General features: G+C 39.7%; 18 protein-coding genes and 2 pseudogenes. 15 read left to right on the forward strand and 5 right to left on the reverse strand.

The window, feature by feature from the left end; translation table 11 throughout:
- Positions 1-80 precede the first annotated feature (80 nt).
- The 3 genes and pseudogenes from AAEO50_RS00685 to AAEO50_RS00695 all read left to right on the forward strand — a co-directional run.
- Positions 81-1,829: a phospho-sugar mutase gene (locus AAEO50_RS00685; RefSeq protein WP_341979345.1), complete on the forward strand. Its 1,749-nt coding sequence runs from the start codon at positions 81-83 to the stop codon at positions 1,827-1,829.
- A 144-nt stretch (positions 1,830-1,973) separates the two neighbouring features.
- Positions 1,974-3,077 carry a hypothetical protein gene (locus AAEO50_RS00690; protein WP_341979347.1) on the forward strand — a complete coding sequence of 368 codons (1,104 nt, stop codon included), beginning with the start codon at positions 1,974-1,976 and terminating at the stop codon, positions 3,075-3,077.
- 74 nt (positions 3,078-3,151) lie between these two features.
- Positions 3,152-3,656, forward strand: a pseudogene (locus tag AAEO50_RS00695) (fructose PTS transporter subunit IIA); the annotation flags it as partial.
- Between the two features lie 1,285 nt (positions 3,657-4,941).
- On the opposite strand, the gene AAEO50_RS00700 reads toward AAEO50_RS00695, so the two are convergent.
- On the reverse strand, positions 4,942-6,228 hold the full coding sequence (locus AAEO50_RS00700; protein ID WP_341979349.1) for an ArnT family glycosyltransferase: 1,287 nt from the start codon (positions 6,226-6,228) through the stop codon (positions 4,942-4,944).
- Positions 6,229-6,248: 20 nt separating this feature from the next.
- Here AAEO50_RS00700 and AAEO50_RS00705 point away from each other — a divergent pair.
- Positions 6,249-6,617 (forward strand): annotated as a pseudogene (locus AAEO50_RS00705) (glycosyltransferase); the annotation flags it as partial.
- Between the two features lie 474 nt (positions 6,618-7,091).
- Here the strand turns inward: AAEO50_RS00705 and AAEO50_RS00710 are convergent.
- Positions 7,092-9,266, reverse strand: a complete 2,175-nt coding sequence (locus tag AAEO50_RS00710) for a N,N-dimethylformamidase beta subunit family domain-containing protein (protein ID WP_341979351.1) — start codon at positions 9,264-9,266, stop codon at positions 7,092-7,094.
- 573 nt (positions 9,267-9,839) lie between these two features.
- Here AAEO50_RS00710 and AAEO50_RS00715 point away from each other — a divergent pair.
- From AAEO50_RS00715 to AAEO50_RS00730, 4 genes are all read left to right on the forward strand, one after another.
- Positions 9,840-10,157, forward strand: coding sequence for a hypothetical protein (locus tag AAEO50_RS00715; RefSeq protein WP_341979353.1), 318 nt, complete (start codon positions 9,840-9,842; stop codon positions 10,155-10,157).
- Between the two features lie 343 nt (positions 10,158-10,500).
- Complete coding sequence (locus AAEO50_RS00720; RefSeq protein ID WP_341979355.1) at positions 10,501-11,808, forward strand: hypothetical protein; 1,308 nt, start codon at positions 10,501-10,503, stop codon at positions 11,806-11,808.
- Complete coding sequence (locus AAEO50_RS00725) at positions 11,808-13,865, forward strand: carboxypeptidase regulatory-like domain-containing protein (RefSeq protein WP_341979356.1); 2,058 nt, start codon at positions 11,808-11,810, stop codon at positions 13,863-13,865. The genes AAEO50_RS00720 and AAEO50_RS00725 overlap by 1 nt, the downstream gene beginning before the upstream one ends.
- A gap of 68 nt (positions 13,866-13,933) precedes the next feature.
- The gene (locus tag AAEO50_RS00730; protein ID WP_341979358.1) at positions 13,934-14,338 is read left to right on the forward strand and encodes a hypothetical protein; all 405 of its coding nucleotides are present in this window, start codon (positions 13,934-13,936) and stop codon (positions 14,336-14,338) included.
- Between the two features lie 103 nt (positions 14,339-14,441).
- Here the strand turns inward: AAEO50_RS00730 and AAEO50_RS00735 are convergent, their stop codons facing one another.
- Complete coding sequence (locus AAEO50_RS00735) at positions 14,442-14,837, reverse strand: hypothetical protein (protein WP_341979360.1); 396 nt, start codon at positions 14,835-14,837, stop codon at positions 14,442-14,444.
- An 89-nt stretch (positions 14,838-14,926) separates the two neighbouring features.
- Positions 14,927-15,664: a membrane protein insertase YidC gene (gene yidC, locus AAEO50_RS00740; protein ID WP_341979485.1), complete on the reverse strand. Its 738-nt coding sequence runs from the start codon at positions 15,662-15,664 to the stop codon at positions 14,927-14,929.
- Positions 15,665-16,268: 604 nt separating this feature from the next.
- On the opposite strand from yidC, the gene AAEO50_RS00745 reads away from it, so the two are divergent.
- The 3 genes from AAEO50_RS00745 (at position 16,269) to AAEO50_RS00755 (ending at position 19,084) form a co-directional block, all read left to right on the forward strand.
- Positions 16,269-17,642: a TcaA NTF2-like domain-containing protein gene (locus tag AAEO50_RS00745; protein ID WP_341979362.1), complete on the forward strand. Its 1,374-nt coding sequence runs from the start codon at positions 16,269-16,271 to the stop codon at positions 17,640-17,642.
- 14 nt (positions 17,643-17,656) lie between these two features.
- Positions 17,657-18,490, forward strand: coding sequence for a DUF6574 domain-containing protein (locus AAEO50_RS00750; RefSeq protein WP_341979364.1), 834 nt, complete (start codon positions 17,657-17,659; stop codon positions 18,488-18,490).
- A 132-nt stretch (positions 18,491-18,622) separates the two neighbouring features.
- Complete coding sequence (locus AAEO50_RS00755) at positions 18,623-19,084, forward strand: hypothetical protein (protein WP_341979366.1); 462 nt, start codon at positions 18,623-18,625, stop codon at positions 19,082-19,084.
- A gap of 130 nt (positions 19,085-19,214) precedes the next feature.
- Here the strand turns inward: AAEO50_RS00755 and AAEO50_RS00760 are convergent, their stop codons facing one another.
- A complete protein-coding gene (locus AAEO50_RS00760) occupies positions 19,215-19,538 on the reverse strand; it encodes a DUF2628 domain-containing protein (RefSeq protein WP_341979368.1) in 324 nt (107 codons plus the stop codon).
- Positions 19,539-20,089: 551 nt separating this feature from the next.
- On the opposite strand from AAEO50_RS00760, the gene AAEO50_RS00765 reads away from it, so the two are divergent.
- The 4 genes from AAEO50_RS00765 (at position 20,090) to AAEO50_RS00780 (ending at position 25,294) form a co-directional block, all read left to right on the forward strand.
- Complete coding sequence (locus AAEO50_RS00765; RefSeq protein ID WP_341979369.1) at positions 20,090-20,992, forward strand: cysteine peptidase family C39 domain-containing protein; 903 nt, start codon at positions 20,090-20,092, stop codon at positions 20,990-20,992.
- 95 nt (positions 20,993-21,087) lie between these two features.
- Complete coding sequence (locus AAEO50_RS00770) at positions 21,088-21,468, forward strand: GtrA family protein (protein WP_341979371.1); 381 nt, start codon at positions 21,088-21,090, stop codon at positions 21,466-21,468.
- Between the two features lie 33 nt (positions 21,469-21,501).
- Positions 21,502-24,192, forward strand: a complete 2,691-nt coding sequence (locus AAEO50_RS00775) for a YfhO family protein (protein ID WP_341979374.1) — start codon at positions 21,502-21,504, stop codon at positions 24,190-24,192.
- A 121-nt stretch (positions 24,193-24,313) separates the two neighbouring features.
- A complete protein-coding gene (locus AAEO50_RS00780; protein WP_341979375.1) occupies positions 24,314-25,294 on the forward strand; it encodes a glycosyltransferase family 2 protein in 981 nt (326 codons plus the stop codon).
- Positions 25,295-25,457 lie beyond the last annotated feature (163 nt).

Below are 25,457 nucleotides of genomic sequence, written 5' to 3' on the forward strand. Positions count from 1 at the left end.
AGGAAGGTTGCATTTTCTGGGAAAATTATATTAGATATTGATTTTTATCAGTAAAAAATAAAATTCTATAAGGGGAAAATATGAATTGGGAAAGTAATTATACAAAGTGGATTAATTATTCTGATTTAGACATAGAGTTAAAGAAAAAATTATCGGATGTACAAAATAATAAACAAGCTATAGAAGACTTATTTTATAAATATCTAGAGTTTGGTACAGGTGGTATAAGAGGAGAATTAGGACCTGGAACAAACCGTCTAAACTTATATATGATTCGTAAAGCAACAGAAGGATTAGCTAGATACATTGAAGAAAAGGGGAACGTATCCAAGAGACAAGGTGTAGCAATTGCTTACGATTCTCGGCATAAATCTTCTGAGTTTGCTTTAGAAGTAGCCAAGACTCTTGGTCAGCATGGAATCAGGTCATACTTATTTAAGGAGCTTCAGCCAACACCAGTTCTTTCATTTGCAGTTCGATATTTAAATGCGTTTGCCGGAATTGTCATCACGGCTAGTCACAACCCGCCTGAATATAATGGTTATAAAGTGTACGGATCAGATGGTGGACAGGTTCCGCCTGAAACGGCAGAAAAATTAATTCAATATGTAAATGGTGTGGAAAATGAATTAGACATTGAAGTTGCTGAGGCTGAAGAATTGGTGAGTAACGGGACACTCACGTACATCGGGGAAGAAGTTGTTCAGGCTTATCAGAAAGAATTACTTACAATTAGACAAAATGAAACTATCATTGAAGATACTTCTGAATCATTGAAAATCGTGTTTACTCCTTTACATGGTACAGCCAACATCCCAGTAAGAGAAGGGCTCAAAAACTTTGGGTTCAAAAACATCACAGTAGTAAAGGAACAGGAACTACCTGATCCAGATTTCTCTACCGTCGAGTCTCCTAATCCTGAGGAACATGCCGCATTCGAACTGGCAATTCAGTACGGTGAAAGAGAAGATGCGGATATTCTAATGGGGACAGATCCGGATACAGATCGTTTGGGGGTTGCTGTTAGGAACGCTGATGGAAAGTATGAAGTGTTGACAGGTAACCAAATGGGCGCTTTGATGCTTCATTACTTGTTAAGCCAAAAGAAATATAATGAAACTCTTCCGGACAATGGAATGGTCATTAAGACAATCGTTACGTCTGAAATTGGCAGAGTCATTGCTGAGAGCTTTGGGGTTCCAATTCTTGATACGCTTACTGGTTTTAAGTTCATTGGAGAAAAGATTCAAGAATTTGAGACAACCGGTGAGTACTCCTTCTTGTTTGGCTATGAAGAGAGCTATGGTTATTTAATTGGTGATTTTGTCCGTGATAAGGATGCTGTTCAAGCGGCAATTTTTGCTGCTGAGGTTGCTGCTTATTATAAGTCGCAAGGCAAATCATTGTTTGATGGGTTAATGGGAATCTTTGAACAGTACGGATATTTTAAAGAGTCTCTTAAATCACTTACTCTTAAAGGGAAAGCAGGATCAGAACAGATTGCTGAAATTCTGGCAGAGTTTAGAAAGAATCCTCCTGTAGAAATAAACGGGGTGAGAGTTTCTGTAATTGAAGACTATAAGACATCAGAGCGGAAAGTAGTGTCTGAAGGTACTACTAATTCAATTGATCTTCCAAAGTCAAACGTAATTAAATATTTCTTGGAAGATGGTTCATGGTTCTGTGTAAGACCATCGGGAACTGAGCCGAAAGCCAAGTTCTATTTTGGGGTAAAAGGTTCTTCAGTGAAAGATAGTAAAATTAAGTTACAAAAGCTTGAAGAAAGCGTAATGGAACGGGTACATCAAATGATTGGTGTAACTCACTAAAGAGAAAGCCACCTTGGGATAAATCCCGAGGTGGCTTATTTTTGTTGTCATTCTATTAAGTCTGGTCAACCATTAATTGATGAATAATGTTATATAGTCGACCACTGAATGCGTTGTCATATGAGATAAATGGGTGTTGTATGAATGTTAGACAGAGAGGATGCGTACGTATCGATGAAGAAGAAAATAGCCTACTACATATCCGATTATGGATTTGGACATGCCACAAGGAGTTCTGGTATTATCAATGGACTTTTGAATAAAATAGACGGTGTTGAAATCACGATCTGTAACTCATTTGCCATGCCATTTTTACAGCAGAATTTTAACGATTCACGTGTAAAGTTTCGACTTATCCCCACTGACATCGGATATTTTTTAAAGGGAAATTTCATTGAACCAGATTTGGAGCGATTGAACCTGGAATATGATCGCTATATGGAGGAATGGAATGAACGTGTCTCACAAGAAGCAACTTTTTTGCAAGGCGAGGGTGTGGAACTGGTCCTATCGGACATTGTGGCTTTTCCATTTGAAGCAGCAAAGAAAATACGCATACCTTCTGTAGGAGTATCCAATTTCACTTGGTATACAGCTTATGAGGGACTAATCGAGGAGGAAAAGCTTAGCCAGATGAAGGAGGCGTATGATTCTATGACTGGCTTCTTTACACTGGCAGGGGCTTGTGAACCTGACTGGAACACGCTCTATACGAAGTCTTTCGGCTTCTTATCGCGAGAAATTAACACTTGCGAAGTTGATCGAATCAGAAAGTTATTGAATCCTCTTGGGGAAAAGAAGCTGGTGTATTTCGGTCTGGGGATGAAGATTGATCATGATGGACTGGATGAATTTGAGTTTTGGAAGGACCCGGCGACTACCTTTATTGTTTCCTCTAATACAGTGATCGACAGGGAAAATGTCTACCGGATTCCATCCGACTACACAGATACACACCACTTTATTGCGGCGGCAGATCTAGCGATTACAAAAGCCGGTTGGGGAACTGTGGGTGAGGCAGTGATAGGGAATACTCCCTTACTTATTATCAATCGTCAGTCTATAAAGGAAGACAGGAATACGATTGCTCATCTGAAAGAGAAAAATTTATGCCAGACGATAGAATGGGAAGAGTTGGCGCAGGTGAAGAGTTTTGCTAGTATGATGAAAGAAATGAAATATTCTGAAATTCACTATCAAAATGATTTATTTGAGATTGTAAAAGAATTGAAAAAGTTAGTAGGATGAAGATTGAAAATCCGCCTGTCCAGCCTGAACCGGTTGAAAAAGAGGTTAATCAGACTGTTACGGAAGTGAATGAAATTAATCAACTAACAGATCTCACAAACCTTGACCTTATCAATGTGGATCTTGCGGGGACGACACGCGATGATGTCATCGACGAAATGATACAGAGGTTGAAACAGACAGGCAGGATGACGTCCTCCCTCACGTTTAAGGAAGCGACCCTCAACCGTGAAGAGGAGAGCACAACCGGAATCGGCATAAATATCGCGATTCCGCACGGTAAGTCCGATGCAGTGACAAAGCCAAGCGTAGTTTTCGGAATCAAGAAGGACGGAGTGGACTGGAACAGCCTGGACAGCTCCGACGCGAAATTGATCTTTCATGATTGCCGTTCCGAACGAAAGCGAAGGAAACGAACATCTGAAAATCCTGCAGCTGCTTCCGCGTGAGTTGATGGATGAGGAGTATCGTGAGAAGTTGTTGAATGTGAGGAGCAGGGAAGAAGCATATAAAATGTTAAATAATCGTAATCAATGTAAAAAACCTCCACTAATACAGGTGGAGGTTTATTGTTTCTAAAATATGGGAGTTTTAATACAGTTTTATAGGGGAATTATAGATTCAAAGATGTGATTCGACGAAAAAAGATAAATGCTCTTATATAATGCAGTGTAAATCTGACAAGCTTTTTAGTAAGGATTCATTATAATGAACATACATAAATCATTGGCTCCATGTATCTAATTATAGGTTAGGGGTGCTATATTGATGAGAGAAGAAGGTAATTTTATTGAGGGAATGTATTGGGGAACCCTTTTGAGTATTCCGCTTTGGATATCATTTTTTGGTTGGGTGAAGATTGTTAAGGGTATTTTATAATTATAGTTGTATTAGGGCTGATGCGTTCATTAGTATTATGTATTACTAATGAACGCGTTTTGGTTTTTCTTGTTTTTGTAAAATTAACCACCGCGGTAGCGATTTCGTTCTTCCACTCAATTTTCTTCGTAAATATGGAAATTTTGTGATTTATTTTGAATGAATTCGGAAATTTAGAGCTGGCCCCAACCCATCTAGGAGAGAGGCTTTTGTGTTTTTATTAGACCATTGTATATAAATCATGTAAGTCTTTTACTTCTCAAGCTATAAGAGTTAGGACTAATGGCTTCTAATTTCCATCCAGCCAGAGATTACAAAGAGTTGGTGTATGTTTAATCTATCCATTTTGAGCCCCTGAATATGGGGGTCATTCATTTATCTTTATCTTCAAAACAGCCATCGAAACCAAATCTTCGATGGCTGTTTTTGTTTGTATAATGCTATTTCCTTCTAATCGATTTTATAGTATTAACACAGATTCCAAGAAAAGTGAGTTTTGGTATATATACTATATATTCAAGCATTGATAATTAGCCAAGGGAGTTTACCACCGTTTGCCAAGGTTTTTCAGGGTTACGCCAACATGTTTACCATTTATATAGAAAAGCTCTACGGATTAATAAATTTATAATCTTGAAGGCTTTTTTGTTCTGCGAACGCTTCTCGGTCTGTTCCAGCAACGTGACAGGGGAGAAAATGGTATAGGAATGAAGGTGAAGCGGATAGCACGTCGGGCAAGGGAGTTAAAGTAATGGCTCTTCCCATAAAATATAACAAAGTAGGCTCTTTCTAGTCTGAAATATTTGAATTACCTTTATGATTAACATTAAATACTTTTAAATATCCCATACAACTCATCATGATGATTATAGGAGTCATACTAACCAAATACCTTGAACGCGTTTCCCAAATGATGAAGAAAAGAAAAAAATCCAATAAGCGATAACATGGAAAAGGTAATGAAGGAATTCTTGTTCTTTAATTTTTAAAAAAACAGCAATCCGATCAGCAACATGAGATGCTGGACCCTTGCATACCCTTGGACCAAGTCACCAGGTGTTTGAGTAGTCAATTTGGTAAAGTTTTCTGGATGTTCGGGTATCCGCCTCAGTTTATTTAAAGAGTAGTAGGTTCCATCTGTCCAGGTATGGCCAATCTTCTCTATGTTAAATAATATATTCCCCATTAGACCCTTTTCGGAAATTCGGTTTTTCAGTTCTTGATAGTGAATTTGAGAGACTACCTCTCTTGAATGCTTTGCTAACAGATCTTTCGTCCACACGACATCATTCTGAGAGTATTTTCCAAACTTATTTTTGTTTTGCCCCATCACAATCCAATGGGTAACCGGCATACTTTTTTGTTCGACAGCTACCATATCCAAAATCTCGAATTGATAAATGGAGCTGTTAAATACCGACTTAACAATTAATAGAATGATGAATGGTATTATGAAATATAATTTTCTCCATTTTTTTTGGTTTAAAAAAAGAACGATGCTGAAGGCAATCAAAAAGATCACAAGTGAACCTTTTAATAGCATCCCGAATGAAAATAGGATGGATGCTGCAATGACTAAAAAAACATGGCTCCTGAATTCTCCGTTCTTATTCACTAAAATATGCAAAGGCAGGAGCAGGAAGATGAGTGAAATAGTATCTGTATATACGATAGGTGCAAAAAAGATATAGGGAAAGAAAAGTACGCTGACTAGTAAACTTGCTATTCCCACTGCTGTTCCTGCCACCTTTGCAGCGATTCGATAAATTAAGTACTGGCTTATGGTAATGATAATGACATTAAAGACTTGAAAATTGATAAGGTCAGGTGTGGAAATTTTTCCAATCAATGCAAGTATACAAACCAGTAAGATATTATTTGGATAAATGGTGAAATACTCACCAATTTCTCCGCTCTCCACAAAGAGCTTTGCGCTGTCTATTACGGCTCCGAAGTCCCAGGAAGGGGTAACGGACAACTCCCGAATAGCAATGGTTTGTAAAAGCAAACTTAATCCCAACAAGATGAAAACAGTATAGAATTTAGGGATTTTTTCCAGAAACCTAATCAATTTCTTTCTGAATAAAAATATCATGGCTGAAAGTGATACTGCAAGAATCAATGTTATTACATTAAGGTATTGGGGTGTTTCCTGACTGATTGTACTATATCCTCTGCTCATAAAGATGTTGAGTCCCACTAGAAATAAAATCAGTGCAAAGAATAAGAAGTAGATAAATCTATGTAAAAAATGAAAGAATTGCCCTCCCATATTGTTCCTCCTTCTCGTAACGATTTGCAGGAGAGACGAAATACCCGCTGAAGAAAATGATCAGATTTGCTTCAAACGGCATCATTGCTTTTTCAACCAAGCCCCTAAAATTAGTCATGACTCTGGGCTTCTTTTCGGTCTTGGTCTCCTTTCTAGTCCTTATATATGCCATTTCCATCAAACTCTTCGGACGTGAAGTGGAAACAGGGTGGGCCTCCATCATGGTGGCCATTACATTCTTTAGTGGAGTCCAATTGCTGGGAATGGGCATAGTCGGTGAATATATTGCGAGAATATACGATGAAAGTAAAAACCGGCCTATTTATATAGTGAAAGATACCGTCAACATTAAAGAGGCTCACAATAAAAGACGAAAAGATGTAGGCTGATCTTTTCTGTTATCTGTAATACTCAAATGAGTTAGTTAAAGAAATGAGGCTGGGACGTAAGTGTTTTAGTCTAAGAAAAACCCGACCTAATTTGCACTATTCGAGGCAAATTTGGTCGGGTTTTTTATATTTATCAAAAGTACTTTAGATTAGCTCTTTCCAGCGGTTGATTGGAGTGCAAGACGAAGACTCCTGCGGGATGAGTAGCTTATCAGAAAAGCGAAAGAGCTTTGCTCAGAGGCGTGTGGCATAAGACGAATCGGCCTGGAAGGCGTTCTTTGCCTTCTTGGTCGGTTTGACTTATGACATGTGCCTCTAAGCCCTGCAGCTGGACAAGTGAGACCCCGCAGGCTTGCCGAGGAGGCTCACGGGCTACCCGCGGAAAGCGAAGTCTTGCACGGAAATCATTAGCGGTATTATGCTCCTATACTGTAATTGTTCTTTTTTAGTTTTATCCCAAAATCATTTTTGATATTATTTATGAAAATGATTTAAAACGTTCTTAACCATTTGCGAGATATCTTTATCGCTTTCAAGAGTCCCGGTAAATGTAAGGGAACCGACTGAAAACACTCCGCCTCCGTAAGGGGTGTCGTAGTAAATCATATCAGAACCGCCTTGATTGGGATTCTGTCCCTTTGCAAGACGAACGAAATTCTTCGGTGTATGAGGGGTGATCTTATCAGTCTCACCGCCTGCAGCACCACGTCCGTTTACTCCTGTTTCTCCGATCAACTCTCCCGTTTTCAACCCTGTATTTTTGAAAATCCAATGATCAGGTCTTTCCACCTTATAAGGAGTGTATGTCCCGTAACCGAGATAATTATAGGCTACTCCCAGGTGTTTTGACTCAGGTCTCGATAAGTCCCTCCACAGGCCGCCTTTTTCGTTTGTTAAGGTATGGTACCCTCTATCTTTGCGTACTTCCATTTGATCCCCTTTCACAGCCACTTTCCAATAGATGCTGTTAGCTGAAAGGTTAAGGACGTTTCCGCCTTTATTCAAAAAGGATTCAAACCCATTGTACATTTCCCTGGTCCAGTATTCACTATGTGAGTTTAATGCTAAAGTTTCATATTGCTGAAGGATCCCCGGTTGGTGATGTAAATCATATTCGGATATTACATCATAGGAATATCCGTTTTTCTCCAGCCAGGATAGTAAGAACTTCTCTGCGAAAGGCAGATGAATACTGTCTTTGTAAGGGTTAATTGTTGGATTTGGTCTTTGAAAGTTTACGATTTGAGCATATTTGCGATTTGTACCATCATTAATCTTGTACCCATAGTAAGAACCGCCGCCCCATAAGTTATAAGCTTCCCAGGTAAAGTTATTTGCGAGTACTGCAATCTTTGGTTTCGTGCTGCTTGAATTCTTTATTGTAAACATTATGTAGAATTCTTCGCCGCTCTGGTCATAAACTCTGGCACCGTAAAGGCCGCTCTTCCAATCAGAAGGAACTTGAAAAGAATAGCTGGTTGCCCACCCGGCTCCGTATTTATATGAATATTTTCGATAGTTTTGCTTTGTTCCTGTGAGTTCAACCTTCTCGAAAACGACGGAGTCTTCTTTTCCGAATCTCCTCACTTCTAAAGAGAAAGTGGGTTGAAGTGTATGAACCTTAAAATCAATTGTCTGGCCTGCGCTATAGCTTGGTTTATCTGTATAACCTTCAATCGTATGGTTATTCTCAATGATCAATGCATCCGAATAATCATTTAATATTTCCTCTTGTACAGATGCAGGACCGCCTAATAGAATATAATTTTTAATCTTCTTTTCCTCGATGATTTTCTTCGTATCAACAGGCATGCTATCTGCCCTTGTAAGAAGAATGGGATTATTTTCTTTAGCTGCTAAGACTGATCCAGTAAGGGCATCGGCAAATGACAGACCGGTTGCGACAAAGGTTTCATCAGCTGGAATATTCTTCTGTCTAATCAGATTTGCTGCTACAGCGTAACGGTCTGACCCTCCAATTCGTTCTGGATTGGGCAGCTTCCCGGCCACTTCTTTTCCAACACTTCCTTCTCCTCCCATGATGATCGTAGAGGTGAATTTTTTGTTTTTCAGAAACTGTGAAACAGATGCTGGAATATCGCTTTTTCGAGTAAGCAGAATAGGATAACTGTTTCTTGCGGCATAAGGTGCTGCAGACAGGGCATCTGCAAACGTCATCCCCGTGGCGATAACGGCTGTATCGTTTGTATGGAGGTTATTTGCAACATTGGCAGATACATCATACCTGTCTTTACCGCCAATTCTATGAATATCTCTAATTCCTATTTTATTTAAATCCTCGACAACCTTCTGTGAGACACTTGCGGGTCCGCCAACAAGTACCACCTTGGAAGGTTTTAAGCGGATGAGTTCATCCTTTGTAGTACTGGTTAAAGAATTGGCGTGTGTAAGCAAGATTGGTGCATTAGATTGGTAAGCTAATGGAGTGGCCGATAATGCATCGGCGAAAGCAAGGTAGTTTACTAGATAGACAGTTTGAGATTCTCCCCACCCTTTCTTTGAAACATTCACAGCAACTTCAAATCGGTCTTTCCCGCCAAGTCTGTCTACCTCATTCTCCTGTGCACTTGCTTCCGATCCTAAAGTCAGTAAAAACAGCAGTAGAAACAAAATCTTTACCTTTTTCAACTTCATCCCCCTAATAAATGTAAAAATAGCAATCTATTACCTAATAATACCATGTAAATTCCATATAAAGTAATAAAATTGAGTTATATTACTTAGTTTATTTATAGTAAATAAGGGATAAAGGGGGTCGCATTTCCTATTGAGTGGAGAAAATGTTTGCTTAGGGGGAGGAAAAAGAGATTAATAACAAAAATCATTCAGTGTACAAGGTTCTGGAAATAAGACATACAGACTTATTGCATAAGAAAGAGAGAAAATCCAGGGCTGGTGTGCAAAGTTGTCGGACAGCGTAGGAAATCGGTGCGCACAGAAAAGCTGCCGGAGTGGTTTAAGGGTGAACAGAGTAGTCAAGATGACGATTTTGAAGCGGAGAAGGCGAAGCTGGTGGCAGAGTTGAAGGCATTCACTAAGGGGAAAACTTATCTCTCGATGTAAAGGTAAGCTGTGGTGCCCCCGGTGGTTCACGCTCAACCCCTGATTGGCATGTGAAACAGAAATAAATAAAAAATGTTTCTCTCACGGTATCCGTTTGAACCGGCTGGTTGTATATAGGGGGTAAAGGAGGAGATGACAATGTACGGTTCAATACTGGAAACAAATGGAATGATTCAGGAAACGAATTTTCGTCACACCGAGGATCTGCGGATTTATTTATGGATTCTTACCCACGCGAAGAAAGAAGATGGATATGAGGGAGGGCGTTTTCTGGAGAAAGGTCAGTACATAGCATCGCTGGGTAGACTGAAAGACTATTTGTGGTTCTATAGCGGGAATAAGATTGACGAATATTCCATTTCGAGGATTCAGCGGTCGATCAAGCGGCTGGAGAAGTATGGGTGGATCCGGGCGGAGAAGATGCAGCATGGGTATATGTTTACGGTTTTGCAGTAAAGCGGTTTGGATTCATTAGTTCCGGTTTTTAATTTGTTCAGTGCACATTTAGATTTCAGCTCTTTCTAGCGGTTGATTGGAGTGCAATACGAAGAACCCTGTGGAAAAGGAAGTCTTGCACGAACATCATTAGAGGTGTTTTAAAGCCTACTCTAAAATCTTCTTGTTTAAACAGTGGTTTTAAAATTTTGTACCAGTCTATTTATGTCTGTTAAACAACATTTTTTAGTGAAGTTTTATATTAATACGATTTACTTTCTTCTGTAATATTCTTTTAGGAATATATCCCTTTTAAGTAAGTATTTTGAACTATAATAAAACATAGCCCTAAAGGAGGTTATGTGTGTATGTGTGCAGGGCTAAGGATAGAGAAAATGTGATTGCCAGAAAGGGGAAAAGGAGAAAAGTGAAGCAGAAAAAATGGATTTTTATCATTATTATTAGTTTGATCTTTCAATTATTCCAGCCATTTATGGTGAATGGCGATGTGTCAGCGAAAGCTCAGAAAAATCAGCAGCATGAATTGCCAATTAAAAGTGTAGCACCGGAAAACGGTAACCTGGAGGTGGATCCTGCCGCTCCACTAGAGATTACGCTGGATTCCTCACATAAGAATTTTAAACGATACAGGCAGCAGTTTGAAGACATGAAATATTCTCTTACCCTTAATGATAGGGAAGTAGAAAGTCTCTATGACAAGAGTGTGAACAAACTGGTTGTGCTGGGTGTTACATTGGATCCCAATACAGATTACTCTGTTGAGCTAAAGGTAAAGGCAGACAAGAATAACAACAAGAATAAGTCTGAGAATGGATCCTATTCTTATGAATTTACGACGAAGGAAAGTTATACTTTCTCCAAGCGCTTGGCGGACCAGGATGGAAATGTATATGAATTTACCGGGAACGAGCTCGTGAAAGATATCACCCTTGAGAATGATACAACTCTCCCGCTGAGTGACATCATCAATGAACAGGAAAAGGTATCAATCGTTTCTTCGCCTGTTTCCATTAAGCTTCCAGAGGAGAAGTTGACAACGGATGCTTATATTAACGTGAAAGTGAACTATAAGGATACTCCTTACGGGGTAGGGGATTATTATGTGGAAGATGGCCAAAAAATATTAGAATGGCTCCCTTTCACTATTTCAGAAGAACAGGAGGCAGCAAGCTTCAGGTTGAAGGATTCTGTGACCCTGATCCCTTTTACAAGGGCAGAGACGAAAGTATCCTCTGGTTTCTTCACTGATTTAGTAGAAGACGCTGCAGGAATCGTAAACTTATTCAAAGCCAATAAGGTGCTTGCTGATGATTTTAGCATTAGAAAAATGTTTAATATCAAGAGAAATGATTCGGATGGGAATTTTGAAGCAGAACTTACTTATCTGCAGAATATCGATGACAGCCCGTTTGAAATCGGAAACCCGGAATACTACTACAAAATTTATAAACAAACAGGCGTGGATAGTGATCCTTCCGAATTGGTGGGCGTGACTGAAATGGAAGATGATGATTTGACCATAAAGAAAAAATTGAACAACGGTGTCTACCAGGTAAAGTTATTTGAGGATGATTCGTTTTCTCCGAAGAAGACTTTGCTGATGATTTATTCTGGATCCAGGATATTTATATCGAACGTTCTCCACGTTTGATGAGTCAAAGCGAGATAAGTGAAATGGCCAGGAAGTATGCACCGATCACTGTATTCCAGGAAGATGAGCAATTCTTCCCTATATCATTTGAAGAATTATTATCAGCGGATATACCAACCACGAAAGTAGGGGATATATCAAACTGGTTTGATGGTGTTCATAAAGGAAAGGATATACCTTTTCATCACTTGGGGGAATACCTCTCGTATAACGGCCATGTTGACTACGTCATCAATGGGAAAAACGCTTTGGGGCTCCAGGAGGTGACTGGAAGCAGGGAGAACTCCACAATCTATTACTCTTACATTGAGCAGGACGGCCGTAAGTTCCTGAACTATCACATGATTTACGCCTTTGATCCAAAGAATGGAACGGCTGCCGATCCTGGTTCAGGTGCCCATAACTATGACAGGGAAAGTATTACGATTGAACTGGGTGCTGACAATGAAGCCATAAGCATCAGCACATCCGGTCACTTGCCGGGTCAGACGATGGGCTTGAACGGTGATGATTATTCATGGACTTCCTCAAGGCTCGTTATGCCTTTTGAAGACGACAGCAATCTATTCCCGAATCATGATAACCATCCGATCATTGCGATTGCCAGAGGGGCTCATGCGGTTTATCCTGTTCAGGGCACGTATGATTTGAGTGTGCCGATCTTTATGGGATTCAGCAAAAAAGGACAGGAATTGGCAGGATTGACTTCAGACTTGACAGCAGAGGATTTTGCCCAGAGACCGATTGATCATCCTGACGGAAGAAATATACTTTTACCCGATACAAGTGATTTGAGCACTTCTGATTTCAATCAGTATACACTAAAAAAACTGGATTTCAATCAAACGAGTGACAGCCGATATTCTTATCTAAACTTCAGTGGGGATTGGGTCGATGTCCTTGCCAGTGAAGTAAGCAGTTATTCAAATGAACCTTTCCCTCCTTTCACGGAAAAGGAGAAGTTCGTGACGGACTGGATTGACGAGGGAGACAGCGGATTCAATTTTAACAGTATCCCTCAATTGAATGTGAATCTCCGCGAAGATGTTGAAACCTATCTATCAACCTACTTAACCGATGCTGACGCCATCCTTTCAGGGCATGTCAAGGATGCAGTTACGAACAGCCCGATTGAAAATGCAGCAATCAGCTCGCTGAATGCCAGCCACCAATTCGATAAATCGCTCGGTTTATCCGATGAAGAAGGGAATTACAGGGTCAAGGTCGAATCAGGTGAGAATAGAAATATTTTAATCAGTAAGAACGGGTATATGCCTGTTGAATATCAAGGCATCACATTGGAAGAGAATGAAGAGAAATTCCTTGAAACGATTCTGCAGATTCCAAGTGAATATGAAGGAAGAACCGATGGAATCATCAAAGGGCATGCCTATAGAGCCGATAATGGAGGCATCATTCCGGGTGCTGTCATAAAGGTAAGGGAATCTTTCAATTCAAGGTCGGGCGAAGTACTATATGAAACCGAGACCGGGGACGACGGTTCCTTCTTATTCGAACATGTCGAAACGGGTTACTACACAATCGAAATAAGTAAAGATGGATACATCACTACCTTCATCAACGTCACTGCCATAGGCGGGATGGAAGTAGTCAAACAGCTTCTGATGTCACCTGCTCTTGATGAAGATGAAGTAAGGATTGTATTGGAATGGGGTGCGGAGCCGAGTGACCTGGACTCTCATTTGACCGGGCCTGCATCAGACGGAGGAGAATTCCATGTATTCTATGGGGATAAAACCTATTATGAAGATGGGATTGTACACGCCGAATTGGATATTGATGATGTCACATCTTATGGACCTGAGACAGTTACCATTCGCAATCTGAAAAGCGGCGTCTATCACTATTACATCCATGATTACACCAACCAGTCGAATCCGGGAAGCACAGCCATGTCCAATTCATCTGCAAAAATAAAAGTGTACACTGAAAATGGTTATAGGGAATTCGATATTCCTGTAAACCAGGCGGGAGTCAAATGGAATGTCTTTACCATTGAAGATGGTGCCATTAATCCAGTGAATACAATTGAATAGCTAGTAGAGCGTGTGGAGTGGAAGGGGAAGGGTCCCCTTCCGCTTTATTGTAAAGGGGGCTATAATCAATGTTTCTAAGAAAAACGATAAAATCAGAGAATATCCCAATTAAAAAATCAGTCTTTCAAACAACCAGCCTGTTTTTATGGATCATTTTTCTTTTTATTCTATTCTTGATAGGGAACCTGCTCCTGGAAGTAAGTACATATGGAATGGAGATTGGAATGAGAAGTACGTTCATTACGCTGGAAATGCTGTCTAAACCTTTCCTATCTCAGCTTATATGGTCGTCAGATCCGGAAAGCAGCGTCCTTCATCTTGTGATGAACATCGGCGTTTTATATGCAGTATTCACCTTAGGGTTTTGGGTGAAGCAGTATTACAAAGTGACGGGCGTGGTCCTTTTGCTGTTCTTTTTCAGCGCTGCAGGCATTTGGTATTATGTTTATATTTTAAGTAATGCAGTGTTGTAGGTTCAATGGGAACGGTGCTCTTGCTTCTTTTATTATCAACACGGAAAACTATCGTTCCATAAGAAAGAGACCAAATCGAGTTGATTTGGTCTCTTGTTCTTCATTAATGCACAAATTTCTTTTCGGAAAAATAAACAAAATGCATATATACATATACAGGAATCAAGACAAATGTCAGATTCTCTACCGTTATTCCATCTAGTAATAGATAGGTTACCAACAGTGCAGGGATGAAATACAAAGCAACGGTTACCAGGTAATCACGAGTTTTATTGTTGATCATGCGCTTCTTAATAAAGTCAATGATTAGCGTGACAGGTATCCCCACTACTAAGTAAATAACGATTTCATACAAGGTAATCGTCATAATGGATCCCGCTATCATAGCAAGACTGTACTCTTCACCCTTTAATATAATATCTGATAACACAAGCAGGATAGCAGATAATGGAGCTGCAGCTGCTATTGATAAACCTAAAACAATGAACTTCTTTTTCAAAACAAATTCCCCTTACATACCAAAATTTCCATTAAGTTCTTATAAAGATACAATAATACATATTTTGTATTATTACATGGGCACAAAGCCTATCCTGAAAATTTACTAATTAAATATGATTGTAAAGCTAAGAACAGCCCTCCCACAGCCCAGTATAAAGGAAGGGAAGCTGGTGCATGAAAAGAGAAAAAAATAATCATGATTGGTGATAAAAGACCAACCAGTTTCATTTGTTGTTTCTGTTCAACAGTCATGTGTTTCTGACTTACTTTAAATTGCAGGAAGTAAACTATACCTGCAATAAAGGTAACCCATAAATCAGGCTGGCCCAGGTTGAACCATAAAAAAGTATGACTTGATATTTCTTGGGAATCACGTATTGCATAATACAGTCCCATCAAAATAGGAAATTGAATCAATAGAGGGAGACACCCAAGGTTTAAAGGATTTACACCGCGTTGTTTATATAGCTCATATATATTCTGCTGCAGCTTGTATTTCTCTTCCTTATTGGTTGTCTCTCTTAACTTCTTTTGAACCTCTAAAAGTTCAGGTTTAAGTTCATTCATTCTGATGCCCATTTGTTTTTGGCTTTTCATCTGCTGAAGCATGAAAGGCAATAGTACTAAACGAATTAGAATGGTTATAAACACTATTGCCAACCCGTAATTGCCCCCCAGCACATGAGCTGATCCCTCGATAGCTATAGAGAATGGACTGATAAAAAACTTGTTCAGCAGTCCGCCGCCGCCTGTATCAGTTTGCTGGCACCCCGTTAAGATCAAAAATGTAAAAAATATCAAACTCCAAAACAATCTAACCTTCACTTTCAAAATCTATTCCTCCTTAAATGTTTAGTATAGGTTTAAGGAAAAATAGACTCTTCTTCATCAGGGTAGTTATGTCGTTTGACAGCTTTGAATAACCAGGTCACGACAGGCACAGCTTTGCGATCTTTATATAATCGTAAGGTCAGTTTAACATCAGCGAATTCAACATCACATCGTGAATTGGTAAAAGGGAAAGAAGATTTGGCCAGCCAACCCAAGAGGCATGTCAGTATAAGACTTACCAGTATAACTCCATATATTGAATATACAGTTAACAAACCCGTGTAATCATTTATTAATTCAATCACAACAAACACCCCAGTTGGAAGACTCATTTGTATATACGGACTTAAGAGAAAAAGGTTTCATATTCCCCTTACATACCAAAATCTCCAAATAAGTTCTTCAAAAAATAAGATAATACTTATTCTTTTGTTTACATGAGCACATTGACGGGGCTGGAGGAAAGGTACACTAAATAGGTATAATTAACTATTATAAATAGTTAATTATACCTATTATTTTATTGTACAAATGATATAATGGTAACGTTTGGAGGTGAAGGGATTAATTTACTCATAAAAAATAAGGGGGCAGCAATTTGAGTTACTGTACAGAATGTGGAAATGCTCTAAAGAACGACCCGGATTTTTGTGAAGGTTGTGGAGCGAAGAGAGAAAGAAATGTGACGCAAAAAGAGAGAATAGTAGAAAAGCGTCCAATGTCGAAGAAGACAAAGGTATCGTTGTTTGTGGTTGGGTTTTTAGTGGCAGGGTTGACTGGTACTCATATGATTTTATCTTCTATTTATGATCCATTAAAAGATATTCAATCAATGAACAATGCGATGCTGAATAATAGTGAAGAAGGTTTTTTGGAGTACATAACGTTTGTAGAAGATGCTTTATTAGATAAAAAGCAATATTTTTCTTATGTAAGCAAGATGGATTGGGAAGATATGAGGGAACAGCTTGTGTCCATTACCGAGATTGAGTCGAGTGCGGACGCAATGGTGAAGGATCGATACGGAAACGATGTGTTTAAAGTGAAAAGGGATAAGGTTCTCGGACTATATGATACATATGAGATTGAAGCAATTCCTAATCAGGTGTTCTTTACGACCAATATGCAGCCTGCCACCTTTGAGATTGGTAATAGAAAGATCAGTGTAGATGGGAGCAAGGAGCCTGTAAAGCTTAGTGATGCTTATCCTGGAACATATAACGTGAAAGCTGAAGCTTCCAATCTCTTCGGTGACTTTACCTTAGCAGAGGAGATTGAAGTGAAATCATCAGAGGACCATCAATCGACCTACCAAATGAAGTTTGAAGGCAATGCCTATGGGATTGATACCAATCACCCTGAAGCAATTCTATATGTGAATGGGAAAAATACCAACTCGAAGCTTGAGGAATTCGAATACTTGGGACCTTTTCCTGTCAATCAGGAGGTGACCATGTTTGCCGAGATTGAAACACCGGATGGAAAGAAGGTAAAAAGCGAGCCAATCACTCAGGATCAAGTATCATGGGGCGGCCTTTCTTTCATGTTTGACGATGAAGAGGAAGTAAACGAGACAAAGACTGAAGAAGCTTCATTATTTGCTGAGGAAGCGGCCCGGTATGTCCTGGATTTCAGGGACGCCTATGAACAGGCATTGAATGATCGTGATTATTCATTGATTTCTTCTTACATGAAGCCTGGAAGTCTAGCAGAAGAAGAATTAATTGATTATATAGGTGATCTGCAGGACAAAGAATACTCTTATGAATTTACAGAGAACACCATAGTGGAAACGAAAGAAATCGATGTTGAGGTATTTGAGGTCACTACGAAAGAGAAGTTCACCTTTACGAATCACTTAAATGAACAAACAACCTATGATCGTGAGAAGATTTACACGGTCATTCAGACCGGTTTTACTTATACGATCGAAACAATCGAGATCAATGATACGGAAAGAAATGAAATTTAATGGAGGTACAGAACATGATTACATGTCCTAGTTGTTTAAATGAGCAGAGTACAGGGAAATTCTGCGGAAAATGTGGAACAAATCTGATGGAAACAGGAACAGGCGGTCAACCGCAGCCTGCCGCTCATGCTGAGACTGCAGCTGCTGCCCAGCCAGTTCCCGCTATGAACTCGAATGAAAACTTAATGAAGGCCAAGGAGGGAGTTTCAAAGTATTGGAACTATGCATTAGAAGTACTGAAGAAGCCATCCACCGCATTAGCGGGTAAGGAAAATCAATTCCTTAACGGGGTCATCACGATTGGTATCTTTGTTATTGCTCTATCAATCAGCATCTACTTTCTTGCAAATAAATTCTATAAAGAGATGTTTGGAGGTCTTGGAAGTTTATTCTCTGGAGACGAGATGGGGGGCCAATCACTGCCATTTTTCCAATTTGCTTCATCCTTAATGTTATTTTCACTCCTCTTTATCATTGGAGCACTCATCAGTGTATTTCTGGCTGCGAAACTCATGGCAGAAGGATTTACAGTTAAAGAATTACTTGCCCGATTCGGTGGTATCCTCATTCCATTCGCTTCTCTGAATGTAGCGGCAATTCTCTTTGGATTGATGGGTTCTATTCAAATTACACTTCTTCTTACAGGAGTATCGCTGCTCTTTACCATTGTTATCATGCCTTCTCTCGTTGTGTATGACAGGGCAGTAAAAAGTAAAAAGCCCGTCAATGGAGTTTACTGGTCGGTGGGGGCTTCTGCCGTTTCCATGTTGATCACTTATTTTATTGTACGTACAAGTGTGATGGATTTTGTAAGTGATATCGAGTCATTGTTTAATATGGGTTTTTAAAATCAAAGTTAGCTGATAAGAGTATATGATTGTACTAAAATGCTGTCCTTTGTCTCTAGGGGGACAGCATTTTAAGCGTAGAGAAAAATGAAGATAGAAACAAAGAAAATGACAGAATGAAGGGGAAAAAGAGTGAAGAGAGCTAAGCTGTTTCTAGTTGCTATGGTATGTGCAGGCGTCTTCCTTTCGTATATGGGGTATTTTGAAAAACCTGAAGATCGTGTCGATGCCTTTATGGATGCCTATAATCGCCAAGATATAAATAAGATGTTCAATATGGTTAAGAACCCGGAAGTCGATAAGATGAAATCAGCATTGAAATTTACGGGTTCCATCAGTAAGGCAGTTCTGGGAGTGGATGTAGCCGAACTGTTAATAGATTTCCTGCCGATTTCAGAAGATGTATTAGGCTACAAGGGATCTCGTATGTATGCAGTTGTAAAGGGAAGTGAAATGGATTTATTACGGACGGAAGCAAAGGTCTATGCTGAAGTTAAAACAGAATCCAAAAATGACAGTGAAATTCAGAACCTTGTGTTCCATTTGAAGAAGAAAGATCGTATTTGGTATATTACGGATGTCAGAGAACCATGATAGAGAAACCTGGGGAAATGCATTATTGAGCTGGGGGTATTCTTAGTTTGCAAAATGGATTCTTAAGAATATTTAATTCTATATAATAAGAAACGAGCTGATTATGAAACACATAATCAGCTCGTTCTTATTAAACTGCTTTGGCAACAGGGGAGATGATCCCTCTTGATTCAAGTTCTGTTTGTGTTTGCTCATCAGCAGGGCGGTATCCTTTTTCAAGTAGATCTTTAATGAAAATCTTATTATAAACAAAAGAAAATATAATACCGGGAATCCATGCTCCAAATCCAAGAGTGAACGCTCCAACTGCAAAAGCCGTGATAAACATGATAGCAGCCCACTTTAGATCGCCTCTTATAAGTGCTGGGAAAAACCCAAAAAAGAATGTTGTCCAGCTGAAGCCCACTTTGACCTCCTTTGTTACACCTGCGTCATTACGAAATTTCGCTTTCATTTATTAATCCTCCTTTGGTCGTGGTACATATTGATTATACTATAAATTTTTGGCGAAATTTTCTAGTTATTGCAGAAATAATATTAATTTATTAATATTGGAGTGATTTTGGGCTTAACCTCAAAGATTGGGCAGGATGTAATTCCTCCATCCTGCCCACATTGCTCGAGAAGCATAGCTTGAAGTCTTGAACCTCTATCAGATCAGCACCAGTATGACTGAATATCATCACATCGGCCTTTCCCTCCTTTCGCTTTTTAATTTCCAAATAAAACCAAAAAATATAAGTATTTTTATAAATTTTATTGATTATCCAGAGTCCACACCCAGTCCCTTCTTATACTCGAATGAACCCCTTTTAATCGAAATTACAGGAATTTTGTCATACTGCTATAGTATGAGCGAGAGGTATTTGCAGGCTCTTGTAATGAATGATGTATTCTTCGATGAACGAATGCACATGCAAGTGATTTGTGGTTTTGTATCCTCCTGAAATCTTATAGAGGGGGGCCGTTTTATGAGCATGCGCCAATTGACTGAGGTGGAGAGCGTTGAGTTTATTTAAGTCCTATCCCTGTACGATGCAGCATGACGCTTCGGATTGTGAAGCCGCGGCGATATCGCCGATATTGCTTAAGTATAAATGTGAATATTCCATTATGAAAATCAGGGAGATCATAGGGACGGATGCGTACGGAACCAGTGTGAAGGGGATTGTGGACGGGCTGGAGAAGCTTCATTTCAATGTGAAGGCCATCCGCACCACGACCTTTGAGATTACTAGAGACATGACGTTTCCTGCGATCGCCCAGAATAAGACGGAGGAAGGCCTTATTCATTTTGTGGTAATCCATAAAATGACCAAGTATAACCGGTTTGTGATTGCGGATCCAGACAGGGGATTGATGAAGGTTGAGTTTTCAGAATTCGATAAGCTGTTTACGGGTGTTCTCGTATTGATGGTCCCCAATAGTGAATTTGAGAAGGTTTCATACAAAGATACCGGGATGTTCGATTTATTCAAAGTGCTCATCCTATCCCAGAAGAAACTATTGACGCTGATCATCCTGGCTTCCCTGCTGTTGAGCGGGATCGGGATTCTGCTCAGTCTCTTCCCGAAAATCCTGATGGATGAGATCATCCCTTATCAAATGAAGAATAGCCTTTCTATCTTTTTGATTGTATTCGGGCTGGTCACGTTATTCCAGATATTGACTGCTTTTCGACAGCATATCCTGCTGTTTTTGTCACGGAAGATCGATATTTACCAAGGGCAATTAACCTGTCCCTTTGCCCCTCTTATAGAGTTCAATATAGTCCTCCCCTCATTTACCGTGATTTCTTCTCCTTATAAACTCTTACTTACCGTAATGTATACTAAATCCTATGCATTCGGGTTTTCATTTACCAAGAAAAGTATTATTATAGTCAAAGGGATTTACAATGATCAATGATGCTTATTTCCCCTAAATATGGTGCGCAACTTTCATAAGAGTAACAATTAGCACTAAGGTTTTAATTTTTTTAGATTAGAAGAGGCAGGTATCTTATGTTTATTTTTACAGCGCAATTCTGGAAATTCGTTATAGTGGGGTTTATTAACACCTTCAATTACTATATCCTCTATTTGCTGTTCTTTCATTTGTTGGATTGGCATTATATGGCAGCCCATATTATTTCATTTGTCATCAGCATGGTAGGTTCGTTTTATTTGAATTCCTACTTTACTTATCGAACAAAGCCCACATTTCGGAAATTCATTCAATTCCCTATGACTTATGTAGTGAATATCCTCATTTCTACTTTGGCAATGTGGGTGTTTGTGGACCTTCTTGCGCTCAGTGAAAACGTGGCACCGCTTTTATCTTCGGCGCTGGCCATTCCGTTTACTTTTGTCATCTCCAAAATAATTCTGACCCAAGAGGGTTAGTGCGGGGGAAATCAGATTCAACAGGGGGATAAGATGATTCAAAGGTTAAAAAATATCGATGTTTACATTCCAATTCTATTCATTTTTACCTTATTAATGGGCAGCCTGATTTTTTATCGGGTGCTGGAAAGCCCCTTTTTCTATATCTCCAGTATAGGGGACATCAAGGAACAGTATATTCACTTCTTCAATTTATTTCACGACTTGGTGAGGAGCGGGGAGATGCCCTTCTGGAGTTGGAGTTATGGTCCCGGAGGAAGCTTTTGGAATGAGTTTGGTTATTATATGCTTGGTGATATCTTCATCTGGCCGCTGCTATTGTTTCCAACAGAGTGGTTTCCGCACTCTTTCGTTCCGGTCAGTATGCTGAAGCTGTCGCTGATGGCTCTTGGCATGTACGTATTTTTAAAAGAGTTGGAAATTAGAAGACCGATTTCTTTTCTGGCAGGTATCGCTTACAGTTTCGCCATACTCTATTTTGAATACTTCTATTCTCATTACTTCTTTGTAAATGCGGCGGTCTTTTTTCCGTTTATCTTATTTGGGTATGAGAAGTATCTTAAAACTAAAAATAGCTTGGTTCTGATTCTATTTTTGTTCTTAGCTGGAATCAGTAATTTCTATTTTCTCTTTATGATTACTTTAGGTCTCGCCATTTATAGTGTTTTTCGGTTTTTTGCTCAGACCATTTATCCAAGAGGCGCAAAAGGGTTCTTTGTATTCCATTTAAAACTTTCCGGAGTTTACCTGCTGGGGCTGGGCCTTTCCATGGTCATTTTCCTGCCGTCTGCGTTTGGATTATTCCAATCGAATCTTTTTGTCCGGCCGGACACATTGGATTTCCAACCGTGGCTTACCTTCGAGGAGACAATTAGCAAGTTGATGTGGGATGGCGGGATGAATTTTCTCCCATTCATCACTATCCCTATTCTGTTTATAAATGGAAAAAGAAATTTTTGGTATGGCTTGATGGGAATTTTTCTTCTCATCCTGATCATGTTCCAGCAGGCTAATAGTATTGTCGGAGGGTTAAGCTCCCCTCATGAATTCAGGGGTTTCTTTGTTTTCAACACCCTTTTCATTATGCTGGCAGCCATTTCACTCGATAAAGTGGATTTCAGGGAGGTTAAAAATCCACTGCTTCTGGCTATTCTTGCTGTTAGTATGTATTTTTGGCTGGAGCTTCACCCCTTCACTCATTATGATGAGTACTTGAAGTGGATGCCGGTTTTATTTTCAGCTGCTTTTATTCTTTATTCCTATATAAAAAACAAGTATATAAAGAGAGTTTTTTTTGCGTCTGCTTTAGCGTTTGTTTCAGTATTTAGTATGCTGAACCCCTGGAGTTTGGTTACTGACCTTCTTGCCAAGAGCAGTGGGGAGCAGAGTACAGAAGCACATAAAGGGGTGTGGGGAACCCTCCCATTAATGACAGAAGAAGGGTACGAGACGCTTTATCAGAACGCAGAGGTAGAGAAAGCGCTGGAGTATTTAGAGGAAGAAGAATTCTATCGATTGACCATGAACTACCCAGGCATCACTGCCCATAATTCGTCCATGACTTATGGATACCACTCTTTCTATGCTTATAATTCGCTAATAAAGTGGAACCTGCAGGAGTTTGAGATGGATTATTTGGCCCAGCTGGGTGGAAGAGGTTTGAATCTCCTAAGGGGTTATCCCAATAGCACCATCATGAATACACTTCTAAGCAATAAATATTATGTCTCATTCAATGGCAGCCGGACAAATTTATATGGATATGAGGATATTGTCGCAGAAGATGATCTCATCGTCCAAGAAAGTCAGAATTGGCTGCCCATCGGCTTTTTGTACGAGCATGCCATTACGGAGCAGGATTTAAATAATGCAGAATTTAGCAGCCAAGAAGAAATTATGCTTAACAATGCCGTTATCCCGAAAAAAGCATTCCAAGAAAGCGGGTTAACCACCAAGAAAGATCTCACACACAGAATAATCGGTGAACTTGAAGAGGCTCAATTTAATAAAGAAACAAAAGTTACTGCCCAGGAAGAAGGTCTTCTGGTGGAATCAGAACAGCCGATTGTGCTCACAATCCCGCTTGCTCCTCATGATTTAGGTGAATTGAGTCTTTACGCGGAATTCCAGCCATATACCGAGACTGAGGGAATAACAATAAAGGCAGAAGTTGAAGATGGACGGGCCTACACCATGAGAAAGAATATGAGCGGCACTCAATATGTTGTGACTCAGTACTCCTATACAGGCACAGCCGATAGAGTCGGAATCCGTTTCGGGCAGGATTTAAGTTCAAAAGAAATGAAAGTGACGATTCTTCCGGGCAAGTTTCTATTGAAGAAACTTCAAGCAACGTTAGGAAACTACAATGATTATGAAAGCTCTGTTAAAGAACTTCAAGCACACCCACTTAGAGAAGTAACAGTGGAAAATAATGTTGTTAAAGGAAAAATAGAAGCTGATAGAGCATCCATTCTTTACCTATCCATCCCTTACTCAAAAGGTTGGCAGGCCTATCTTGATGGCGAAAAAGTGGATACATTTCCCGTGCATACAGCCTTTACTGGTATCTCTGTAAAAGAAGGAATGCATGAGGTAACCTTAAGGTATACGCCGGAGGGATTTGCAATCGGAGCCGCTGTTTCAACAGCCAGCTTGGCCGGGATTGTCCTCCTCCTTCTAAGAAGGAATAAAGCTCGGCTCAGCAAGAAGGAATTGGATTAATTGGGTAGTTTCCTTCAAAGGTGGGTATAGGAAAAGATGGAAGCAATGTATTTCGCAGGAGTGCAAAGAAATATTTTCAAAGATGAAAAAATAATCGATCAAGACAGAAAGAGTGAAACTAATGAAATTGATCACCATACTTATTCCGGCCTATAATGAAGAGGATGTATTGGAACAGTTATATGAGCGGCTGAATACTGTCATGAGCAGAGCTGACAAATACGATTTTGAAATTCTTTTTATAAACGATGGCAGTAAAGACCGCACGTTGGAGATCATTAAAGAAATGAGAAAAACAGACCCGAGAGTAAGTTTTGTGGACCTCTCGCGCAATTTCGGCAAAGAGACTGCGATGAGCGCAGGATTTGATTATGCGAGAGGGGACGCTGTCATTATTCTGGATGCGGACCTTCAAGACCCGCCGGAACTCATTCCTGAGATGATTAACTATTGGGAAGATGGCTATGATGATGTATACGCCAAACGCCGGACGAGAGAGGGAGAGAGCTGGTTTAAGAAATGGTCATCTGCCAAGTTTTATAAGACCTTGCAGAAATCTACCAGGATCCCGCTTCAAGCTGATACAGGAGATTTCAGGTTATTGGACAGAAGGTGTATTGAAGCACTGAAAACAATACGAGAGACACAAAGATATACTAAAGGGATGTTCAGTTGGATTGGCTATAATAAAAAAGAAATTTTGTTTGACCGCAATCCAAGAGCAGCGGGAGAAACAAAGTGGAATTATTGGAAGCTGGCTGAACTGGCTCTCGAAGGAATCACTTCCTTTACCACTTTTCCTCTAAGGATCTCAACCTTTTTTGGAGTGTTCGTCTCTTTGTCTGCTTTTATTTATATGATTTGGATTATTTTCAAGACCCTGTACTTTGGTGAATCAGTTGCGGGTTATCCTTCCATGATGGTGATTATCCTGTTCCTCGGAGGAGTACAATTATTGACCATAGGCATAATCGGAGAGTATTTAGGAAGGGTCTTCAATGAGACCAAAAACCGCCCTCTTTACTTTGTGGATGAGTATAACGAGGAGAAAGTCCAAGGCCAAAGGGATAGATTTCACTCCCGGTATGAAAGTGGGGTCTGACCCCCACTCAGCTAAAGTTTCCAGCGTTAATGCGCTAAAATGAGTTTTAGTATTGTAAGAAGGCGCTTCTTAAGGAGAGGTGCCTTTTTGTTTTGATATATATTGACAAGTAGTTGAAGTAAATGTAATAATTATTAAGAACATACGTTCTGTTTTAGGGAGG

Source organism: Rossellomorea oryzaecorticis (genome assembly GCF_038405515.1).
Classification (GTDB): domain Bacteria; phylum Bacillota; class Bacilli; order Bacillales; family Bacillaceae_B; genus Rossellomorea; species Rossellomorea oryzaecorticis_A.

Excerpts from the sequence above, each read along its gene's own strand:
- AAEO50_RS00685 (WP_341979345.1), top strand. The coding sequence starts at position 81 with ATGAATTGGGAAAGTAATTATACAAAGTGGATTAATTATTCTGATTTA.
- AAEO50_RS00690 (WP_341979347.1), top strand. The coding sequence starts at position 1,974 with ATGTTAGACAGAGAGGATGCGTACGTATCGATGAAGAAGAAAATAGCC.
- AAEO50_RS00700 (WP_341979349.1), bottom strand. The coding sequence starts at position 6,228 with ATGGGAGGGCAATTCTTTCATTTTTTACATAGATTTATCTACTTCTTA.
- AAEO50_RS00715 (WP_341979353.1), top strand. The coding sequence starts at position 9,840 with ATGTACGGTTCAATACTGGAAACAAATGGAATGATTCAGGAAACGAAT.
- AAEO50_RS00725 (WP_341979356.1), top strand. The coding sequence starts at position 11,808 with ATGAGTCAAAGCGAGATAAGTGAAATGGCCAGGAAGTATGCACCGATC.
- AAEO50_RS00730 (WP_341979358.1), top strand. The coding sequence starts at position 13,934 with ATGTTTCTAAGAAAAACGATAAAATCAGAGAATATCCCAATTAAAAAA.
- AAEO50_RS00750 (WP_341979364.1), top strand. The coding sequence starts at position 17,657 with ATGATTACATGTCCTAGTTGTTTAAATGAGCAGAGTACAGGGAAATTC.
- AAEO50_RS00760 (WP_341979368.1), bottom strand. The coding sequence starts at position 19,538 with ATGAAAGCGAAATTTCGTAATGACGCAGGTGTAACAAAGGAGGTCAAA.
- AAEO50_RS00770 (WP_341979371.1), top strand. The coding sequence starts at position 21,088 with ATGTTTATTTTTACAGCGCAATTCTGGAAATTCGTTATAGTGGGGTTT.
- AAEO50_RS00775 (WP_341979374.1), top strand. The coding sequence starts at position 21,502 with ATGATTCAAAGGTTAAAAAATATCGATGTTTACATTCCAATTCTATTC.
- AAEO50_RS00780 (WP_341979375.1), top strand. The coding sequence starts at position 24,314 with ATGAAATTGATCACCATACTTATTCCGGCCTATAATGAAGAGGATGTA.